The following is a 21,319-nucleotide window of genomic DNA, read 5'->3' as shown; positions in this document are numbered from 1 at the left end:
CGTAATTTTATCGTTGGTAAGTAAGCTCATATATTTGTTTAATTTATTGATTATCAACTATAAAGATACAAAATTATTTCTTACTTACCAACTTTCTTATTGATTTTCTTAAACGGAACTCAGGTTATTAAAAGCGGATGCAATTTAACAAAAAAACAAAATACCCCTCATAAATACAGAGAGGTATTTTTAACAGTTATAATAAATTCTTCATTGCTTCATCAATCTGGCTATTTTCAAAGCTGTCTAAGTATATCTGAGTGGTCTTTAAATCTGAATGCCCTAATGTTTCTCCAATTAAAGCTATATTTACGCCAGAATTTTTCAAAATCGTAGCGTAGCTGTGGCGGGAAGTATATGTACTCAAATTAGCTTTAATTCCTGTTATCTCTGCAATCTTTTTTAATGACCTATTCACTTTTAGTAAAACTTTCTTCTTTCGATTGTACTTTTGTGTTTCAGTTTTATGTAAATTAATATCTAAAATAGGAAATATATAGCCATTTGAGAAGTCATTATTCATATACTTATCTATAATACTTTTGGCTTCATCAGATAATGGAATATTTATTTTCTTTCCTGTCTTTTGTCTTATATAAATCAATCTTCCTTCAATAATATTATTTGTTGTCAAATTCGCCATATCAGTAAAATTAATACCACTGCATAGATAACTGAATACGAATAATTCTTTACTGAATTGCATATAATCAGATTCTTTCGACAAGTCTAGTTCCATTATCTGTTTAATATTATCCTTAGATATAGCACGTTTCTCTGTTTTAATGCAGAACTTCGATATTTTGTATTCATCAAATGGATATGAAGTTTTCTTTACTTGTTTTGCTTCAATAGCTTTATTATATACGCTTCTCAAAGTCCTAAAGAATACACTCATACTCGTTTCCGCACAATTTTTCAGTCTTAAATGCTTTTCATAGCCATTTAGAAAGTCAATATCTATATGAGAAAACGGTATATCAAGTTTGCCTTTATAATAAGTTTCTAAAGACCTCAAAGAATCCTTATATATTCTGGAATTACCTATTTTATTAGATTGCTCAAATTCGGTTACTAATTGATTATAAAATTCATGCACCGATTTTATTTGTATTTTTATTTTAGGTACTATTAATGTAGATGCGGTATATTCTTTGTCATCTGCTTTTAACTCTAATATTCGTTTTTGATATTCCGCTTCTTTGTCTAGTATGATTTTTATAATATAATCTTTATTAGGACAATTCGGTCTAGGCTTATTTTTATCAAAGTCCCAATAAATAGGATTTACTGATATACCTAAACTTTTGTACTTAGATTTGCGGTTCATACATATTCTTAACATTAATGGACTTTCTCCATTTGATAGTTTTTTGTTCTTGTAACACACAACGTTTACAGTAGTTCGCATGACTTAATTGTTTAAGTCTGGTTCAAACATTGGTTCAAACAAAATACTCAAAACCCTCTATTCAAACCATTTTTATGGTTCAAACATTTTACTGAAAAATCAATACATTTTCCTATAATTTTAATATTGAAATGATAAACTTTTAATTTTTCTAACTAAGGCAAGTTACCCAAACTCCTTTTCTATAAAAGATTCTCTAAAAACTCAATTTTTACCACTCTGATAAACAACCATTTGCAAAATGCCTTAAAAAAATCTTCTCAAAGCTATTGCAGAATTCAAATCCTTGTCCTATCTTTGCATCGCATTTGAGAGAAAATGCAACCTCAAAACGGTGTGGTAGTTCAGCTGGTTAGAATACCTGCCTGTCACGCAGGGGGTCGCGGGTTCGAGTCCCGTCCATACCGCAGATAGTCAAAGCAAATCGCAGCAAAGTCCTGAAAATCAAAGTTTTCAGGACTTTTTCTTTTCCTACGAATTATGAAAAATATAGGGTTTTGGGGCAACTCTCACGGGTTAAATCGTGGGACTTTCCAAAGCCTGAAAAAGTCCCACGAAATTGATTCTTTTTCTCTGATTTGCAGTATTTTGCGTAACGTTTATGTGAGCTTGAAAAAGTAATTTTGTATCATTAAATTATTAATTTTTTAAGCGTATGAACAGAGTAAAAAAATCGACATTCAGTTTGTTGTACATCCTGAAAAAATCAAAACTTCTCAAAAATGGAGAAGCCCCTATCTGCCTGCGGATTACCGTTCAGGGACAGAGTGCGGAAGTGATGGTTAAGCGCAGTATTCCCGTTCACTTGTGGAATCAGGCGAAAGAGTGCAGCAATGGCAAAAGCCATACGGACAGGGAATTGAATCATTATCTCGAAACGGTTAAAGCCAAGTTCTATCAAATTCATCGGGAATTAGAAATTGACGGCAAACGGGTTACGGCGAATGTTATTCGCGACCGCTATCACGGTAAGGACGAAAGTAGCAAGACATTGGTTGATGTGTATAAAGAGCATAACAAGAAATGCCGCGCCCTGATTGGTATTGATTTTACGGAATCAACGGTGGAGAAATTCGACACCTCACTTTCTCATTTACAGGAATATATAAAATACAGGAGTGGGACTGACAATATTCTTTTGAGTGATGTAAATAGCCAATTTATTAACGATTTCGATTTTTACCTGAAAACTGTAAGAAAATGTCAGCACAATTCAAGTTTGAAACATCTTAAAAACCTGAAAAAGATTATCCGCATTGCTTTGGCAAACGACTGGATTAGGAAAGACCCATTTTACGGAATCCAATTCAAGCACGAAGAAACAAACATTGAATTTCTGACACAGGAAGAATTGGAAACTTTGATACATAAAGAGTTTACCATTCCACGTTTAGCACAAGTAAGAGATATATTCGTGTTTTGTACTTTTACTGGACTTGCTTTTGTCGATGTACAGCAACTTACGCAGAATCATTTGGTTAAAGACAATAACGGCGCTATATGGATTCGGAAAAATCGACAGAAAACCGGAAATATGTGCAATATTCCTGTTTTGTCGGTAGCGCAAAGGCTGATTGAAAAATATCAAGACCATCCCTACTGTATTAAAAACGATGTTCTACTGCCTGTAATGAGTAATCAAAAGATGAATGCCTACTTGAAGGAAATTGCTGATTTATGTGGGATTACGAAGAAACTCAGCACACACGTTGCCCGACATACCGCGGCAACAGTGGTTTTTCTTGCCAATAATGTGTCGATGGAAAATGTAGCCAAAATTTTGGGACATTCCAATACAAAGATGACGCAGCATTATGCAAAAGTATTGGACAGTTCTATAATGCGCGATATGGCAAATGTAGAAAATTGTTTTGCAAATGTTTATCAATCTAATAATCAAGCCGTATGAAACGAGGAGGAATAACAATCAGTGAAAACGGAGTAAATATTACTGCCGAAAATGGAATGGTTTGGATGTCCGAACATGAAATTGCCCGATTGTTTGGAGTTTTTGTAGCCAAAGTGAGCAGTAACATTAAGTCCATACTCAAATCCGACGTTTTGAGAACCGATGAGGTTTGCCATTGTTACTATTACGCAAACGGTGGTAGCGTGGATTTGTACAACTTGGAAATGATAACGGCTTTGGCTTTTCGTATTCATTCCCGCAATACGGATTTATTTAGAAAATGGCTGATGAAACGCGCCTGTTACGGTTTATCGCCGTTGATGGCTGGACTTTGCAATGAAAGGAAAATAAATCTGAATTAGGCTTTATCATTCTTGTAAACAAAGGTATATTTCAGAATAAAATGTCAAGGCTGAAATGAATTTTGCCGAAAATCTTCCTTTCGTTGAAAGTGTATTTTCGGCAAAAGCCTTGTCTTATTTATTCTTTCATTATGGAGGGGGTTTACAAGATGACAAAGCCAACAATTATTCAAACGCTTTGAAATAGTTTTCATTAAGCATCTTCTCAATATCACTTTCCCGATATAGGATTTTTCCGCCTAATTGATAGTATGGAATCTTTCCTTCCGTGCGTAGGCTAAGCATCCACCGCCTTACCGCCTTTCAGCGGTAGGTTTGCGGATACTCGCCCCCAAACCGTACGTACACCTCTCAGCGTATACGGCTTTCCATCAATAATATCAGTCTAATTCTGATGTGCTTTATCATTGCAATCCTTACACAGTACCAATGTTTTGCGATGCTTTTTGAGCATTTTGTTTTCCCAGTCACTTGTCCCTTTCAATTCTTTGAGAGTTCTGACTTGGAACATGACTGTCTCATTGGTAGTTGCTCCGCACAATTCACATTTACACGCTTTGAGCCTTTGGATAAGTGTCGGCTCTGTCCTTGTGTAGATTTGCGGTAGATTGTCTTGATATAACACATCAGCTTTCTCTTGGCGTTTGAAGCCTCCATTATAGAATATCCGCAACTTCGGTTCTCCTTTGCTTGTGGTGTAGGGTATTGCAAATTTCTTGTTTTTGTAAAACTTGTCTATTGCCTTACTAACAGAGCATTGGAGTTTCCCTGCATATGTTTTATACATGCTGTATTCCATAACACTGGAGAAAGTGTTAAGTGATGAGCTATTGTTTGCAATAGCGTAATAGTTGTACAGACCCCGTATTTCAGCATTATACCTGGTGATTATATCCAGCAACGAGTCGTTCATCAGGTATTCACGAGCTTTTGACTTCCAAATTTCTTTTCCTGTGCGACAATCAAATTTGACCGCACCATACTCCATTAATTTGTTTCTCATCGTTTCCGTGGTGACGTGAAGAATGATTTTGTTGTTGAACGTGCGTACCAGATAGCCCAGCTTGTTCCTCTTGGTTACATTGGAGTTGTGTATGTAGATATCGTATCCCAAGAATTTGGCTGGTCTTTGTGCATTGGTTATCAAGGTTTTTTCTGCCGAAAGTTCCAGTTTGAGAGTATTGCTCATGTAATTTGCAATATCTTCTTTTATCTGGGCGCAATCTGCTTTACTCCCTATCAAGCCGATGAGAAAGTCATCCGCATACCTGATATATTTCAATCTCTTAATACTCGCATCCATATGGTCGCTGTGAGGATACATGAGTTGTTGCTTACTTATACTTCTGATTTCATCTGCAATTTTTGCTTTCGCATTCTCATCATTCAAAGTTTTCAGTTTTAAGGCTAACTTGTATTTCTTATCGTTAAGCCGGCTCGTCTGAGGGTGTTTGCGCCTTCTGCCTCCTGTATTGAAGTTTTGGATATATTCACTCATGTACTTATCGAACTTATCAAGATAGATATTTGCCAATATAGGACTTATTATTCCACCTTGAGGTGTTCCACTGTACGTTTTGTTGTACGTCCAATCTTCAACATACCCCGCATTCAAGAACTTCCTAATCAAACGGATAAACCGTTCGTCGGCAATCCTTTCTTTCAAAGCATTTATCAGAACTTCGTGGCTTATATTATCGAAGAAGCCCTTGATGTCTCCCTCGATGAACCATTTGGTACCGGTAAATGTTCGTTGAATGCCTATCAGAGCAGTCTGGCAACTTTTACGAGGTCTGAAACCGTGTGAGGTGGGTTCAAAACTCTCCTCATAAATGGCTTCAAGTATCATTTTAATTACCTGCTGCACTAATTTATCATCAAAGGACGGTATTCCCAGCGGACGTTTCTTTCCGTTTTTCTTTGGGATGTACGTTCTCCTTGATGGATGGGGCTGATAGCTCTCATCTCTGAGCTTCTCTATCAGGTGTTCAATTCGGAGTATGCTCATTTGGTCTGCCGTTTTACCGTCAGAACCTTTGGTCATATTACCTGCCTTAGCATAAATGCGTTGGTAGGCAACATAGAACATCTCTTCATTAAACAGAATACGGTAAAGCCGTTCAAACTTGTAACCTGAAACTTTACTTTGTTTCATTAGACTGTTTAATACTCTTTCTGGATTTCGTTTTAATGTCTCACACATCTTCCGTTAATTGTATTAAAATTATTGACTACTTCCCTTCGCCATGTACAAGGCTTTCCCTTGCTCAAACTACTACGGAAGCTCCGTTTCCATGTCAGATATTCAGGAGCTGAACCCCATAGCCTTGCGGCATTCCGATTTAGGAAATCCCCGTTTAGATATATAATAACTATTGGCATGATAGATTGTCGGATACGACTTTCGTCCTTTATTACTTATTGTAATCGCGTTGTGATAAGTTCTTGCTTCTAAATGACTACCGCACAATTTAGAGTATCACAATGGTACGTATATAATTGTCTTTCGTACCAGCCTGCAGTGGAACCGCTCGGATTATCGTTCAATCAGTATAGACTTTATCCTCATATCTATCATTTCATCTGACCCTTCAGTCGCAGCTTGACAATTAGCTGACTTATGGCTTTGCCGACATGCTATGCTCCCTGTCCGGTTTCCCATTCAGATAAGTCGGTTGATGATAGGTCACTTCAAAGAACACAAACCTAATCTCTTGCCAAAGAGATATTTATTATATACCCAGTACGGGCGCAGGGTAATCCTGCAAAGTTCGGCGACTCACTTTCAATCGTTCCGAGACTTCCCTGTCGGTTAAATAGCGTTCTCCGTTCAACGATAGCTTGTAATTATCGACTACATACTCAATGCCATCAAGTATACGTTCCAATGAAAAGAAAAAAGATTTTACTATTTCATGGTCTTTTGTGATTACATTATTTTCCATACGGTTTATTTTTTAATTGGTTCAGAACTCGTTCCACATCTTCAGGCTTGTAATACATTTTATGGTTGATTTGGGAATAGGGTAAAGTTCCGTTATCCCGATAGGTCTGCAACGTCCTTTTTGAGATGTTTAGTATTTGGCAAACATCCTGATTGTCTAACCACTTTTGCAGTTCTTTGCCTTTTCGACCGCAGAGCGTATCAATCTGTTTTACGAATTGCTCAAACCGCGTAACCATTGCCTCAAATGTGCGAGCTTCAATATTTATGATTTCCATATTTCTGTTTTTTGAATTTTGCCTCAAAGGTAAGATGACATTTTCGGTTGATTATCAAAGTTCCGGCAAGTGGCAGTGGTTTGCAGTGGTTTGCTTCGGTAAGGTAGGACAAACACCGGATTAAACGAATATCTTGCTGATGAAAAGAAAAAAATGACGAAAGTGCAAAATATGGCATATCACAGCAATCAAATCGCAAGTATTTAGTATATAAATAATTATAATTTTCTTTGCGGCATGTAGCAGGATTGATATACTTACTAAACAGATTTTATTCACTCATTAAAATAAATGTGTTATGACAACAAAAAGTAGAGTAGTTCCTGACATTGATGAGCAGGCATTATTAAATTCAATTGCAGAGAAAAATTTTGGAATAGATTTCATGGAACAAACTGCACCGGTTGAACAGACTGCAATAACTATTCCCGATGAACCCACTGTACAAGCAGACAATTCCAAGCAAATGGGTAACAAACAGCGAAAAGCCTCGTTGGACGAGTTCAGGCAGCAATTCATGCAAACTCCGAAGATTGAGAATCGGAAACCGGTTTTTATCAGCCTTGCAGTTCGCGACAGTTTGGAACGGATTGTAAGGCTGTTTGGAGAACATGGCATGAGCGTTTCGGGATTGATAGAAAACCTTTCCCAAAATTTTCTTGAAACTTACCGGAACGATGTCGAACAGTGGCGAAGATTGTAAACTGTATATAATCAGTATAATGTATTCACTGTGTACAGTCTAATTTTCAACATCCGGCATCGAAGATGCTTATGTGCATTGGCACATGGCAAGTTGTATTCTGGTGCGCCCGAAACCTTTTCGGCGCACCAGAATCAGTTGAGGAAAATAACTCCGAAGTCGTTATTTTTTATAAAACCAATCATTAAAAGCAGATGATTATGGCAACAGAAAAACAATTCAACAAAGGCGGGCGACCGCCGAAAACAGACCCTTGTCGGCATCGGTATTCAATTAAACTGAACGATGTCGATAATGTTCAATTTCTCGCAATGCTCGAAGAAACAGGATTGAAATACAACGCTGCAAAGTTCATTAAGACTTGCCTGTTCAAAAAAGAAATCAAGTATGTGAAAATCAACAAAGCGGCAATGGATTACTACATGCGGCTAACGACTTTTCACTCCCAATTCAGGGCAATAGGAGTGAATTACAATCAGGTAGTAAAGCATCTGAAAGCCACTTTTACAGAGAAAATGGCATTGGCAATGCTGTATCGGCTGGAAAAGGCAACGATTGAATTGGTTACTATTAACAAACAAGTTATGAATTTGACAAGAGAATTTGAAGATAAATATTTGAAAAAGTAAGATTAGTTTTGTAGATATACAAGAATTTTGTATATTTGTCCAATATTTGACAAATCAAATAAATGTTTGTCAAATATGATTTATTAAATTGATTTATAAATAAAAGTACAATGATATGTTATTTGCTAAAAAGATAAAACAGTTGCGCGAAGAATTACAAATGCCACAGCGACAATTGGCGGCAGCATTGGAGATAGATACGCCAATGTACAGTAAAATTGAGCGTGGCGAAAGACCTGCCAAACGGAAACAAATACCCATTATCGCAGAGCTTTTGAAAACAGATGAAAATGAACTTGTAACCCTTTGGGTTGCTGATAAAATTATTGCAGTCGTTGGTAAAGAAAAAGAGTTTACAGGGAAAGCGTTCAAGATTGCACAACAAGAAATAAGCAAAGAATAAACTCTAATTAAATCAGATATGCAAAACACTAATCAAATACAAATGCTATCAGTTAAAGAATTAAACACAATTCTTGAATTTCAAAACAAAAAAGAAAACCCAATGCTTGGGACTTTCTCTGAGGTTGATATTGTGTTTGTTGCAGGATTGTTTTTGCAGTATATGCAACATAAAAAAAATTGGACAAAAATCCCTTTTTTGTACAATTTAACTGAAAATAAACACGCTTGGCATTATTTCAAACAGATAAAAGCACTATACGATGTTAATCACTTCCAAATTTTTGATAATTTTCCTCAAGCACAAATAAAAACAAGCCTATTTTCAGAAGTTTTTGCACCCCCAATATACATTACCAATAAATCTATTGATTATTTTTTTGGAACACAAAACCCTAATGCAAGAATCAATAGTTTAAAAGAAAACTATAGAGAAAATTTTGATATTACAGATTTTATAAACAAAGGAACCCGTAATTATAAAAAAAACATAAAGAAATTTAGCGATTATGAATACGAAATAAAAGACAGATTAAATGCTTGCCCGCCAATATTTACATTTATTTTCATAGTAGCGAGTAAAAATTTAGCAAAGAAAAAAAATGAAAGTTTCGACAAACGAAAAGATTACATAGAAAAACTTTGGCTATTTACACAAGATTATGTGCGAGGGTTATATGAATTGGCTAAAAATATAGTTGAACACAGTGGAGAAAATGGGAGAAAAGGCGAAGGTATGATAACCATTCGAGCTTATGCAGAAAATGAAACCGATGAAACAAGAATTTTTGAAACACACGTTTTTGATTATGGAAAAAATGGAGTTGTTCCAAAACTCATTGAATATACAAGAGATAGAGCAACCGGAAACAGTGTGAAAAATGAGGCAATTAAAGACTGCTATAAAAAGGATAATGACTTCTTTGAAAATAATAAAAGTTATGAACTTAAAGATTTCATTACCCCCCAAAAAGGCAAAGAATTACAACAACAAACTTTTAGACATACTTCACACTATGGAATAAACAATCTATATAAACTTATAACAGATACACTTACAAGTAAAAATGCTGAAAGTGAAATATTCATTTCCTCAAATGGACAAATTAAAAAAGATTACTTTCCAAATGAGAATACCGCAAAAGATGTTACCATTGCAAATGGAACTCATTATTATTTCAAAATTCCATTTGTAGAAAATAACTTTAAAAATATAACCCCAAAGCCATTTTCACATAGAAATAGTGCTATACTTGGCGAAACTGCTTCACTTGAATCTTTGGCGAAGATTAAAATTATTCCCACAAGTTTAACTCAACTTTCTGGTATTGACCGAACAATAGAAAATTCTTTGATAAATATTACGATAAAAGATGAAAAAATAACAAAGGAAAATGTCGATAGTATTTATAATCAATTTGACAAGTTGTCTAATTTAAAAGACAACAACAAAATCGCAATCAATTTACAGGATAAGGTCAGCGATGTATCAGTTCTTTTAAGGTTTTTATCGTATCTTACTTTTGAATATAAACAGCCATTTATAATTTATAATATTAGCTATAAAATTTACAAATCTTTATTGAAAGACAACAAAGATTTTTATACTTCACGCGAGCCAAGTGAGGCATATTGGCATAATGAACGGGCAATGCTTTTGTTTGTAAAAATTGACGAAAAAGATTTTTATTTTGCAGATATTCTTTTTGGGAAAGATAGAGATGAGTTTCTTTTAGTGAATAATGTTGTAGATAAAACTTTTCCAAATACAATTACACTTTTAGAAAAGAAGAAAAACAATAATCAGAGGAGTATAAATTCAGAATGTTTAAAACATTTGTTTTATCCTAAAACTAATACTTTATATCCTTTTGATGTTATTTTAAAAAATAATGATAAATCTCTTTTTGTGTCAAACCTAACAACAATTTTGCAAAATCCATTATCTAATCGTAAAAAAGATTACAGCAATCTCAATGAATATATTGATAATTTTGATGGCTTTCGCATAATTGACACCCATTTTAAAATTGGAACAAAAATTCACTCCGAAGATTTTTACTATGCCAAACGGCTTTTTCAAAATTCATTTTATACTGCTCGTTTAGCTATGTTGCTGGCTTTTCAAATAAAAGAGAATATTTGCGATACAAATAAAAAAATCACACTTGTCGGATATGAAATGTATAGTGAATTACTTTTGAGTTTGACTGAAAAATTCTTACAGGATTTTGGGTTAAAAACTAACGAACAAGAGGGGAAAATAGATCATTTTATAGCACAAAGCGAAGATGATAATTTTAATTTTCTTCCCGCTGATATTTTTAAACAGTATTTATCGGATTACAAGAATCGTCTGACAATAATTATTGTGCCTATTGCTGCAACAGGAAACACAGCAAAGAAAATAGAAAATGAGATAAAAGAAAAAATTTATAAATACGAAAAAAATGAAAAGAAGGAATCCAAAGAAAACGCAAAAAAGTTAGCAGACGGATACTCCTTTTTTGATAAACGCTATAATGTCCTTTTAGCACAACCGGAAAGCGATTTTGAAACAATAAAAAAAACAAATCCAAATCAAACTGCAATTATTAAACTTCCCGCCAAATGGCACGAAATAAAAGGGTGCTCTTTATGTTACGGTATTGATGCAAATGGCAATCAAGTGAAGACGAAAGCACTTTTTGAAACCGACAAATCGTCTCTCACACCTGCCTTTATTTTTGAAAATCCCAAAGGAAAAGTATTAACAGAAGATGAAGAAAAAACATTTGACACTATAGAATTTAAAAATTCCCTAAAATACAAAAAGGTTTTTCGAAACAATAATTATCGGATTTATTCCATAGAATCAGATAATTATATTGTGCATAATATATCCAAGATAAGATATTGGTTGGAAAATAAAGTAAAAACAACATTAAATCTCAATCTTACCGACAAGGTTGTAATAGTTGCGCCCTGCCACGAGAGTAATAGTCGTTTTCTTAATCTCGTGAATGAAATTGTTTTTTCTTCGTCCGCTACAATTATTCATTATCAGAACAATGTAGATTATGATGAAAATTTTAAGATGCTGAATAAAAATTATTTGAATAACGAAACAAAACTTGTTTATGTTGATGATTCACTCATAACAGGAACGCATTTTTATGAAGTTTTTGATTTGATAAGCGAAGATACCGCATTTACCGCGTCTATTTTTCTTAAAGATAAATCTATATCTGGCATTCATAATCAAATAGCAAAATTGTCCAATATGTTTTTTGCATTTGCAAACTTCAATCAACCGCCTACATTAAATTTACTGGAACAACGCCCACTTGAACACGAAAGGCAGCGCTATGAAACTTTATCACAAACCGCTTTGCACGATGTGATAATAGAAAACTTTCAACAGAAAGCAGATAGCTTAAATCCACAAAAACTCAATACCGAAAAAGAAAATACAAAAGATAAGGATAAGGAACTTCGTCGTCTCAAATGTTTTGAGGCAACACATAAAATTTATAACTATTTTGCAAAAAATCAACAAGAAGACAATTATAATATAGAAAGCATTGTGTCTTTTAAAGAATACAGTTCGCCTATCAATATAGATTTATTTCCTGAATATTCTCAAGAAGTGGAAAAGAAAAAGGCAGAAGAACGAAAAGACAATCCTAAAGCACTGCTCAAAGTGCTTTCTAAATATCCATTTATTCTTTATAAACCGCTTAAAGAAAAAACTTTTGATTGGCTTAATAATTGGTTAAGTGAAATTCAAGAACCGAACACAGATACTTTTGTCCAAATGGATTATGATAACTTCCAAACCATCAAATTTGTGCTTAGACGAGCCGTACTTTTAGGAAATTACAGGGTTTTGGAGAAAGATTTTTTTCAAAAGATTCTGTGTTGGTTTATCAAAATTGACAACTTAAAAGACAAACATAAATTATCAAAAGATATAGAAAGAAATCTACAGGATTTTCCTATTTATGTTTTGCGAAACTATGTAGAAATGATACAGAAAAATGGTTGGGTTGCGTATCATATTTTCAAAAACATAAAAGATTTAGAAGCTGATTTGCTAAAATCTATACAAGGAGCGCAATTTTTAAATATGTTGCAAATTGAATCTACATTGGTCATAGACGACTTTTATGAAATGATTAAAAAAGAGCGGCGTATAGAATGGCGTGATATATTCAGCAAGCATAAAACTTTCATAAGAGAAACGGATGAAATTGTAAATTTCTTTAATGGACAAACAAATAAAAACCTTCTTGAATCAAATAAATATCTGATTGTAGAAGATACTTTTTTGAAAGACGATAAATGGAAGAAACCCTCAACGCCATTTATTAATTACTTATGGATTAAACAATTACTTCTTGTTGATTGCGACAAAAATTCGCATTTTCCCAGAGATATAGATTATCAAACAAAAATTGATGCCATTATTGAGAAAATGAAAGAATTTTTTCTTGCAGATAAAAACATACAAACATTTTTTGTCATTACCGATGGACAACATAAATCTTATATACTGAAAGATGAACAAAACTTGCTGAACAATTTTTGTCCTGAATTTGATACAACCCGACAAATTAAAGAATTGTCGGGAGAAATAAAACGATTACAAGAAAAAACGAATCTTACCAGTGATGAACGTAACGACTTGGAAAAGAAAAATGCAGAAAAAGAAAAATTAGATTTGGAAAAGAAAAATCATAAAACACAAATACTTGTTGATTTTCTAAATGGAATTAAATGCAATACAGGCGTTACATTTGAAACAACAGCCGGATATTACCGTAACCGCTCAAAGAAAGAAATAGAAGATGAGTTCTACGAAAATACTGAAAATCAAAATCCAGAAGTAATAAAACAAGATTTGTTTTCAAATCCAAGTCCAAATTATGAATTATGTAAATGGACAGATGCTTACAATAGAAAAGAAATCAACTTGCCTTTTATGCCAAACGATTCAAAATGGCTCTATCTTATAAGAATTACCAAACGGAACGAGCATTCAGGCAAATTTGACACTTTGGGGATGCTTGGCTTTTATAGTACTGAAAATTTATATAATTTGCCCGAAAGCCTTCTGCCCAAACAACTTCTTATGCTTTTACGCAAAGATATGAGTGAATTTATTATCAAACACCACAAGAATGATGAGTTTGCGGAATTGATACAGCAAAAGGAAAAAGCTGATTATCAGTTTATGCTAAGACACGGAATAGATGAATATAAAACTCCAATAAAGAATTATTTTAATAAAATCTATAATTTAATTTCGGATAAAAATGAAGAATCAGAAAGGTTGAAAAAATACTATGATTTTGAGTTGAATCATTTGACGAACAAAATAGACCTTATGCAAAAGATAAACAAGTTCAATCCCAGCAACCTAAATCATTTTGATACATTTAATTTACAAAAAATAATCACGACATTTAAAGATGATTTTAAATATGTTTTGACATTTGAAAGAAAAAGTTTATACTATTTAAGTGAAACTGATAATATTCTCGATAATATAGAATTATCTGATTCTACTGAAAATAAAACAAATTTATTAAATACCGAAATTGATTTTCCTGTTACTATTCTTGAAGAATTGATTTTTGAATTGATATATAACATAAGAAAGCACGTTCTGAATGTTTATAGTAATGATATAAAAAAGGATAAGTTAAAAATTGACTTGGATTTTGTAACAGAGAATGATATCCTTTACTTCAAAGTTTCAAATAACTACTGCGAAAAACCAGAAAATTATTTTAACTGCATTTACAATAATAACAAATTAGACGGGTTAAATTTGATAAATTGCATTTTGAAGAAAGCAAATATTGGAATATTAAAAGTAACAAAAACAGAATCTTCCAAATCATTAAAAGATAAAACAGTAAACATATATGTTCCACTAAAAAACAATTTGAAATAAAATGAAAAACATTGTAATTATTGAAGACAATTTCGACCATTTTCAAATTATTGGAAAGTTGATTGCTGATAGTGATATTGATGTATTTCCCAAAAACATTAATTCAGGGCAAGAGTTGTGCGATTTTCTTACTCCTGTGAAAGCATTTATTGATACAGCCGATGCCACAACACGAGAAAACAGGAAAAATGAATTTTCCAATAGTGAAAAAATGAAGCAAAATAATTGTAAAATATCAGATAGTATTTATATCGTTGATTATCAACTGTTGGCTGATAATAATAATATAAATGGATTGAAATTTTGCGAGTATATTGATGATATTCGAGAGGGCAAAATTCCTGCAATACTTTTTACCGTTTTAGATTTAGATGATGTGAATGTTATTCAACAAAAGAACGATTTTACAAACAAATTTCCAAACAGTAAAGTAGAATTTGAACGAAAGGTACTAAATCAGGCAAACAGAAGAGTAAAAACTTGGGACGAGTACAAAAAAAACGAAGATGGGACAACAAAAATAGATGACATAGTAACATATAGCAGCGAATTAGGAACTCGTTTAAAAAATACTATTAATCGATTATGTCCAGAAAAAATAACACCCAAAAAGAACATGGAAGATGAGTATGAACATTAAATTATATAAAATAAGAGATTTAGTAGCAATATTTTCTCCACTTTACATAAGTATTTGCGCTGCATTACTAATAGATTTGAAGTCTAATATAAAATTGGATGGTGTTTCCTTTTTGTATTTTTTAGGATTGGCTTCTTTCTTTATTGCTTGTGTCATAAGTAATAAATTATATGGAAGATGTAATAATTATGGAAGAATATATGATATTGAACTTAATGAGTATATAAAGGATAGTAAAAACAACACAAAACCTTGTAGAGAAACAATTTATGATAAAGGCGAAAACAGAAAAGATAAAAAAGATAATTATATATATTCTGCTAGAAGGCGTTGTTTTGAATACAATGGTTTTTTGGGTTTTGGTATTTTAGGATTGTTATTTATTATTTTTAGTTATGTTTTTTCGGAAAATCAATCTCAACAACTTGATAATAAAAACATAGAGTTACAAAATCAAGTTGATTCACTAAAATTAGCCAATATCAAGTATGAAGAACAAATCATTGTATTACAGCAAGAAAGTGATTCAAATAAAAATATTCGATTTAAAGAGCTCAATACAGGGAATACGAATAACATAGATTCTATAAACAAAAAAGTAAAAATCAAATAATTATGCCCGAACAACAAAACATAGAATACAAGTCCTCATGCCAACCACAATCTGATAGAACAAGGTCGCGATGAAAAAGGAACATATTATAAAATATATTATCAGAAAGAAAGTTAAATAGATATGACCAACATAGATTTAATAGACTTATTACATGACCTCTGCGCTCAACCGCGAGAACAGCAATGGTTGGAGTTCAAATCGAACGGCATTGACCACGAGCAAATTGGCGAGTATATCAGTGCCATGAGCAATGGTGCAACCTTGGCAAACAAGCCTTTCGGCTATTTGGTTTGGGGCGTGGAAGACGGTACGCATACAATTAAAGGAACGACATTTACTTTTGCCGATTCCAAACATGGCAATCAGGATTTGGAATTGTGGTTGAGGCTTTACCTTGACCCCAAAATCAATTTTGAAATCTTTGAGTTTGATTGTGAAGGAAAATCTATTGTATTGTTGCGTATTCCGCCTGCAAAAAGTGAACCGACTAATTTTCAGCGCAAACCATTTGTTCGAGTGGGCAGCAACAAAACCGACCTTCGTAAATATCCCGATTGGATGCGAATGATTTACAACTCTCAGGAGGATTGGAGTGCAAAAATTATTGAAAAAGCGACTATTGCCGATTTAGACCCGCAGGCATTGAAAGTTGCCCGTGAAAAATTCAAAGAGAAAAATCCCAATGTTCCCTATTTCAACCAAATAGACACTTGGGATAATGCTACTTTCTTAGACAAAGCGAGGATAACCATCGACAGGAAAATAACCAATACCGCCCTTTTGCTTTTGGGTAAGCCGGAATCAACACATTATTTACTGCCCTCCGTTGCCGAAATAACTTGGAAATTGGACACGGAAGAAAAGGCATACGAACATTTTACAATACCATTTTTATTGACTACAACGCAGGTCATGCAACGAATTCGGAATGTGCAAATCCGTTTTTATCCCGATTTTGAATTGTTGGCGACAACGGTCAATAAATATGATACGAAAAGCATACTTGAAGCCATTCATAATTGTGTGGCACACTCCGACTATTCGCTCAGGTCAAGGATAATCGTTACCGAAAGGATTGATAAATTGATATTTACCAATGCGGGCAATTTCTTTGAAGGGATGCCTGAAGAATATTGTCTGGGAGAAAAAACGCCTAATCGTTACCGCAACCCGTGGCTTGTCGGCGCTATGTCCAATTTGGGCATGATTGACCGTTTGGGATATGGTATTTACACGCTGTATGTATCGCAACGCAACCGCTTTTTCCCGTTGCCCGATTATATCTTATCCGACCCTCAAGAAGTCGTTATGTATATGTATGGACAAACGATAGATGAGAATTATTCCAAATTATTGATTGAAAGGCGCGATTTATCCTTATCGCAAGTAACATTGTTGGATAAAGTTCAGAAAAAAGCATCTATTTCCGACGATTCTGCCAATTTGCTACGGAAAGAAAAACTGATAGAAGGAAGAAAGCCCAACTATTTTGTTGGCAAGGAAATGTCTCAGGTAACTGATAAAAAAGCGGAATATTCTAAAAACAAGGCTTTTGACAAGCAACAATATTTTGAATGGATTTTGAAATCTATTCAGGAACATGGAAGTCTAAGCAGAAAAGACATTGACGAGCTTTTGTGGAACATGTTGCCCGCATGGATGAGTACAGAACAAAAGAGTAACAGGATTAAAAATCTACTTAGTGAACTTCGCCAAGAAGGGAAAATTGTAAATACAGGAAGCGATAAGGTTCCTGTATGGAAATTGAAAACTTAGAAGTAAAATAACTGTAAATTAGAAGTAAAATAGCAGGAACTTAGCAGGGAATATTTTTGTATATATTTGAATATCAAGTATATTATTCTGCTAAGTTTACAGATAATTTAAAAAAGATTTAGAAGAAAATATCTGTAAATTAGCAGAGGTTTAGTAGAGAATGAATTTGTATATATTTGTAAATCAAATTATTGTATTCTTGATTTTGCTGAAAAATTAGCAGAGATTTAGTAGAGATTTAGCAGAGAATCATAAAAATAGAAAAAACATGGGATTAAGTATTCATTTTTGAAACATCAATCAATATGCCTGAAACAGACCTCCATAAACGAATTGAAGAACTTGAATCGGAAAATCATATTCTTCGTACCGAAAATAAAAGATTGCGGGAGTTTTTGGGTTTACCAACGGAAGAAGAAGTTCAAAAACAAGAGGTTATTACTGCTGAAAAAGAAAACGCTACACCAGAAATTGTTTCATCCATAAACAAATACAGTACTCCCGATGAAAAGATAAAACAGTTCATGTCGCTGTTTCGCGGACGAATTGACGTTTATGCCAAACGTTGTTACAGCAAGAATTTCAATAGTAGTTATTACATTCCTGCCTGCAAAAACGAGTGGGTAAAGGGGCTATGCGACCGTTCCCGCGTCAAGTGCAAGAATTGCATAGGCAGGGAACTACTGCCGTTGAAAGAAAGCGTCATCAATGCCCATCTGCGCAATAAAGATGAAAATGGAAATGGCATAATCGGTATTTATCCGCTTTTTCCGGATGAAACATGCCTGTTTCTTGCTGTCGATTTTGACGAAGAAAACTGGCAAAAAGATATTTCCGCTTTTCGATTGGTTTGTAGGGAATTGAATATTCCGGTAGCCATTGAGCGTTCACGTTCCGGCAACGGCGCTCATGCGTGGTTTTTCTTCGATGAACCGGTTCCGGCAATATCGGCGCGAAAGTTGGGTAATGCGCTTTTAACGAAAGCAATGTCTGTTAGGCACGAGATAAAATTTACTTCCTACGACCGGATGTTTCCCAATCAGGACTTTATGCCCAAAGGTGGTTTTGGCAATTTGATTGCATTGCCCTTGCAAGGCGGGGCGAGAAAAAATGGGAACAGCGAATTTATTGACGAATATTTTCAAAGTTATCCCGACCAATGGGCGTATTTGGCTTCAATAAAGAAGATTACGGTTGATGAATTTAAAAAGTATTTCGAAGAACTTTGCGATGGTAACGGCTTGGGGGAATTAGGCACTACGGAAGCCGATGAAGAAGATACTCCAAAACCTTGGGAGGGCAAAAAGCCGGAAGTTAAACTTGAAAACAAGGATTTTCCCGATAAACTCATTATCGTTGAAGCGAACAGGTTGTACATTCTGAAGAAAGATATTAGCCAAAGGGCGCTCAATCGAATCAAGCGGCTCGCGGCTTTTTCAAATCCACAGTTTTACAAAACACAAAAGATGCGGATGTCCACTTATGATATTCCAAGAATCATTTATTCATTGGATGAAACGGCAGAATTTTTAGGCATTCCACGCGGTTGTAAATCCTCGCTTATTGACTTGCTCGAAAATGCTCATGTTAATTATCTGTTTAACGACAAACGAAATCAGGGAAAAGCCATAAATGTCAGTTTTACAGGTACGCTTCGAGAAGAACAGCAATCTGCCGCCAACGTTTTACTCGAATACGAAACAGGCGTACTTTCTGTTCCGACCGCTTTCGGAAAAACGGTTATCGGTGCATCGCTTATTGCTGAAAGAAAATGCAATACGCTAATATTAGTCCATTTACACACATTGTTCGACCAATGGAAAAAATCGTTGGAACAATTTCTTGAAATCCACGAAACTTTGCCGGAAACAGAAAAGAAGCGCGGGCATAAAAAGATTCACTCCATTATTGGTCAAATCGGTTCGGGAAAAAACACGGCATCCGGTATTATAGATATTGCGCTTATACAAAGCCTAATCCATGATAATGAAATAGATGAGATAGTGAAAAATTACGGCATGGTCATTGTGGACGAATGTCATCATGCCTCTTCCGTCAATTACGAAAAGGTGCTTGGCACGGTCAATGCCCGATATGTGTATGGCTTAACGGCAACTCCGATGCGACAAGACGGACAGCATCCGATAATTTTTATGCAATGCGGAGCGATACGTTATTCCGTTGATGCCAAATCGCAGGCAAGCAAACGTGACTTTGAACACTATTTGATTCCCTGTTTTACTTCATTTAAAAAGCCGGTTTCGCAAACAGAAGAAACATGGCATATCACTCAAATATATACAACGCTTGCCGAAGACGAATTTCGTAACCAACAGATTGTTTCGGATGTACTTGATGCGGTAAAAAACAACCGAACTCCGATTATCCTTACCCAACGGACTGAACATGTGATACGATTAGCCGGTATGTTGACAAATCAAACGGATGCACATATTATTACGCTTGTTGGAACGGATTCTTCAAAAGTAAAAACGCAAACGATGGAATTTTTATCCAATGTTCCAAACGATGAAAAACTCATCATTATTGCAACCGGAAAATATGTTGGAGAAGGCTTTGATTATCCGCGTTTAGACACACTTTTTCTCGTCTCACCGATTGCGTGGAAAGGAACATTAGCGCAATATGCAGGACGGTTGCATCGCGATTATCCCGGTAAGCAGAATGTCATGGTTTATGATTATGTAGATATTCATGTTCCGGTTTTGGAAAGGATGTATCATAAACGGCTGACAGGTTATGCGCAAATAGGCTATAAAGCATTGGTAGCCAATCAACCGGATAAAATCAATCTGATTTACGATGCCGACAGTTTTGTCCCTGTTATAAAAAATGATTTTGCAGAAACGAAAAAAGAAATACTGATTGTCAGTCCTTTCCTGCGGAAAAAGCGAATAGAAACAATCCTCGAATGGCTGAAAGAGCCGCTCCAAAAAGATATTTCAATTACTATCATTACCCGTCCTTCCGAATCTTACAAAGACTCAAGGTTGATTCAGGAGTGCATTGCATTGTTGCAATCTGCCGTTTCTGTTATCATAAAATCCAATATCCATCAAAAATATATCATCATTGACAACCGGCTTGTTTGGTATGGGAGCATCAATCTGCTCAGTTTTGGTAGTTCGGAAGAAAGTATTATGCGCTTGGAATCAAGAGAATTGGCGACAGAGTTGGAAGCCATGATGAAATAAAATTGTAAAAACAATGCGTTGTCATTTCAAAAATTATCTATACCTTTGTCCCATCGCTCATTGAAACAATGCAAAAGACTGAAAATCACAGAAGTCTGATTTTGGGATAATTCGTGGGACTGAATTTTTGGGCTTTGTTAAGATATTGACTGATTGCCGGTTAAGATGGTGGTTCACATTCCGTCCATACCGCAAACAATGTTGATTATCAACGATTTGCAAAATAAACACCCAATTTTACACCCAAGAGTGTAAAATTGGGTGTTTTCTTATTTATATCATTTTTTACGACAACTAAGAGTAAAAATAAAAACGCACTGTTCATGGATCAGGGCAACCCGTCAAAAAAATGAAGAATTAAAAATTAAAAATTAAAAATCGTTAGTTTGTATTTTATAAAAAAGAAAGATAAAGGAAACTCCAAATTGAATATCTTTCCTGGATAAAAAAGCTCCATCTGCTGCATTAACTTTTAATTAGAAAAAGACAGGAT

At 34.4% G+C, this 21,319-nt stretch carries 14 protein-coding genes, 1 tRNA gene and 1 pseudogene; 11 read left to right on the top strand and 5 right to left on the bottom strand.

Translation table 11 applies throughout. The annotated features are described in order from the left end of the window. Positions 1–196: 196 nt before the first annotated feature. Positions 197–1,411 carry a site-specific integrase gene (locus ACYPZI_RS13535; RefSeq protein WP_459602483.1) on the bottom strand — a complete coding sequence of 405 codons (1,215 nt, stop codon included), beginning with the start codon at positions 1,409–1,411 and terminating at the stop codon, positions 197–199. A gap of 333 nt (positions 1,412–1,744) precedes the next feature. On the opposite strand from ACYPZI_RS13535, the gene ACYPZI_RS13530 reads away from it, so the two are divergent. From ACYPZI_RS13530 to ACYPZI_RS13520, 3 genes are all read left to right on the top strand, one after another. Beyond that, positions 1,745–1,818: transfer RNA gene (locus tag ACYPZI_RS13530), tRNA-Asp, on the top strand. Positions 1,819–2,066: 248 nt separating this feature from the next. Continuing rightward, complete coding sequence (locus tag ACYPZI_RS13525; protein ID WP_459602481.1) at positions 2,067–3,320, top strand: site-specific integrase; 1,254 nt, start codon at positions 2,067–2,069, stop codon at positions 3,318–3,320. Next, positions 3,317–3,682 (top strand): protein-tyrosine kinase, encoded by a 366-nt coding sequence (locus tag ACYPZI_RS13520; protein ID WP_459602479.1) that lies wholly within the window; start codon positions 3,317–3,319, stop codon positions 3,680–3,682. The genes ACYPZI_RS13525 and ACYPZI_RS13520 overlap by 4 nt, the downstream gene beginning before the upstream one ends. Before the next feature lie 165 nt (positions 3,683–3,847). On the opposite strand, the pseudogene ACYPZI_RS13515 reads toward ACYPZI_RS13520, so the two are convergent. From ACYPZI_RS13515 to ACYPZI_RS13500, 4 genes and pseudogenes are all read right to left on the bottom strand, one after another. After that, positions 3,848–3,985 (bottom strand): annotated as a pseudogene (locus tag ACYPZI_RS13515) (helix-turn-helix domain-containing protein); the annotation flags it as partial. An 82-nt stretch (positions 3,986–4,067) separates the two neighbouring features. After that, a complete protein-coding gene (locus ACYPZI_RS13510; protein WP_459602477.1) occupies positions 4,068–5,885 on the bottom strand; it encodes a reverse transcriptase/maturase family protein in 1,818 nt (605 codons plus the stop codon). Positions 5,886–6,414: 529 nt separating this feature from the next. Further along, the gene (locus ACYPZI_RS13505) at positions 6,415–6,627 is read right to left on the bottom strand and encodes a hypothetical protein (RefSeq protein ID WP_459602475.1); all 213 of its coding nucleotides are present in this window, start codon (positions 6,625–6,627) and stop codon (positions 6,415–6,417) included. Beyond that, positions 6,617–6,904: a helix-turn-helix domain-containing protein gene (locus ACYPZI_RS13500; RefSeq protein WP_459602473.1), complete on the bottom strand. Its 288-nt coding sequence runs from the start codon at positions 6,902–6,904 to the stop codon at positions 6,617–6,619. Before ACYPZI_RS13500 ends, ACYPZI_RS13505 begins: the two co-directional genes overlap by 11 nt. 298 nt (positions 6,905–7,202) lie before the next feature. On the opposite strand from ACYPZI_RS13500, the gene ACYPZI_RS13495 reads away from it, so the two are divergent. From ACYPZI_RS13495 to ACYPZI_RS13460, 8 genes are all read left to right on the top strand, one after another. Beyond that, positions 7,203–7,607: a DUF3408 domain-containing protein gene (locus tag ACYPZI_RS13495; RefSeq protein ID WP_459602471.1), complete on the top strand. Its 405-nt coding sequence runs from the start codon at positions 7,203–7,205 to the stop codon at positions 7,605–7,607. A 200-nt stretch (positions 7,608–7,807) separates the two neighbouring features. Continuing rightward, the gene (mobA, locus tag ACYPZI_RS13490; RefSeq protein WP_459602469.1) at positions 7,808–8,236 is read left to right on the top strand and encodes a conjugal transfer protein MobA; all 429 of its coding nucleotides are present in this window, start codon (positions 7,808–7,810) and stop codon (positions 8,234–8,236) included. Positions 8,237–8,351: 115 nt separating this feature from the next. Beyond that, positions 8,352–8,639 (top strand): helix-turn-helix domain-containing protein, encoded by a 288-nt coding sequence (locus ACYPZI_RS13485; RefSeq protein WP_459602467.1) that lies wholly within the window; start codon positions 8,352–8,354, stop codon positions 8,637–8,639. Positions 8,640–8,657: 18 nt separating this feature from the next. Continuing rightward, positions 8,658–14,579 carry a hypothetical protein gene (locus tag ACYPZI_RS13480; RefSeq protein ID WP_459602465.1) on the top strand — a complete coding sequence of 1,974 codons (5,922 nt, stop codon included), beginning with the start codon at positions 8,658–8,660 and terminating at the stop codon, positions 14,577–14,579. A 1-nt stretch (position 14,580) separates the two neighbouring features. Next, entirely contained in the window at positions 14,581–15,219 is a 639-nt protein-coding gene (locus tag ACYPZI_RS13475; protein WP_459602463.1) for a hypothetical protein, read from the top strand. After that, positions 15,203–15,832, top strand: a complete 630-nt coding sequence (locus ACYPZI_RS13470) for a hypothetical protein (RefSeq protein WP_459602461.1) — start codon at positions 15,203–15,205, stop codon at positions 15,830–15,832. The genes ACYPZI_RS13475 and ACYPZI_RS13470 overlap by 17 nt, the downstream gene beginning before the upstream one ends. 123 nt (positions 15,833–15,955) lie before the next feature. Then, positions 15,956–17,611 carry an RNA-binding domain-containing protein gene (locus ACYPZI_RS13465; RefSeq protein ID WP_459602459.1) on the top strand — a complete coding sequence of 552 codons (1,656 nt, stop codon included), beginning with the start codon at positions 15,956–15,958 and terminating at the stop codon, positions 17,609–17,611. Between the two features lie 305 nt (positions 17,612–17,916). After that, positions 17,917–20,826: a TOTE conflict system archaeo-eukaryotic primase domain-containing protein gene (locus ACYPZI_RS13460; protein ID WP_459602457.1), complete on the top strand. Its 2,910-nt coding sequence runs from the start codon at positions 17,917–17,919 to the stop codon at positions 20,824–20,826. The last annotated feature ends 493 nt before the right edge of the window (positions 20,827–21,319 follow it).

This window comes from Dysgonomonas reticulitermitis (genome assembly GCF_054601275.1).
Note: the sequence above shows the minus strand (reverse complement) of the source record. Positions and strands in the feature narration are given on the sequence as shown.

Coding starts and splice junctions, on each gene's coding strand:
- ACYPZI_RS13500 (WP_459602473.1), bottom strand. CDS start 6,904: ATGGAAATCATAAATATTGAAGCTCGCACATTTGAGGCAATGGTTACG.
- ACYPZI_RS13525 (WP_459602481.1), top strand. CDS start 2,067: ATGAACAGAGTAAAAAAATCGACATTCAGTTTGTTGTACATCCTGAAA.
- ACYPZI_RS13485 (WP_459602467.1), top strand. CDS start 8,352: ATGTTATTTGCTAAAAAGATAAAACAGTTGCGCGAAGAATTACAAATG.
- ACYPZI_RS13465 (WP_459602459.1), top strand. CDS start 15,956: ATGACCAACATAGATTTAATAGACTTATTACATGACCTCTGCGCTCAA.
- ACYPZI_RS13460 (WP_459602457.1), top strand. CDS start 17,917: ATGCCTGAAACAGACCTCCATAAACGAATTGAAGAACTTGAATCGGAA.
- ACYPZI_RS13520 (WP_459602479.1), top strand. CDS start 3,317: ATGAAACGAGGAGGAATAACAATCAGTGAAAACGGAGTAAATATTACT.
- ACYPZI_RS13505 (WP_459602475.1), bottom strand. CDS start 6,627: ATGGAAAATAATGTAATCACAAAAGACCATGAAATAGTAAAATCTTTT.
- ACYPZI_RS13535 (WP_459602483.1), bottom strand. CDS start 1,411: ATGCGAACTACTGTAAACGTTGTGTGTTACAAGAACAAAAAACTATCA.
- ACYPZI_RS13480 (WP_459602465.1), top strand. CDS start 8,658: ATGCAAAACACTAATCAAATACAAATGCTATCAGTTAAAGAATTAAAC.
- ACYPZI_RS13510 (WP_459602477.1), bottom strand. CDS start 5,885: ATGTGTGAGACATTAAAACGAAATCCAGAAAGAGTATTAAACAGTCTA.
- ACYPZI_RS13475 (WP_459602463.1), top strand. CDS start 14,581: ATGAAAAACATTGTAATTATTGAAGACAATTTCGACCATTTTCAAATT.
- mobA (WP_459602469.1), top strand. CDS start 7,808: ATGGCAACAGAAAAACAATTCAACAAAGGCGGGCGACCGCCGAAAACA.
- ACYPZI_RS13495 (WP_459602471.1), top strand. CDS start 7,203: ATGACAACAAAAAGTAGAGTAGTTCCTGACATTGATGAGCAGGCATTA.
- ACYPZI_RS13470 (WP_459602461.1), top strand. CDS start 15,203: ATGAGTATGAACATTAAATTATATAAAATAAGAGATTTAGTAGCAATA.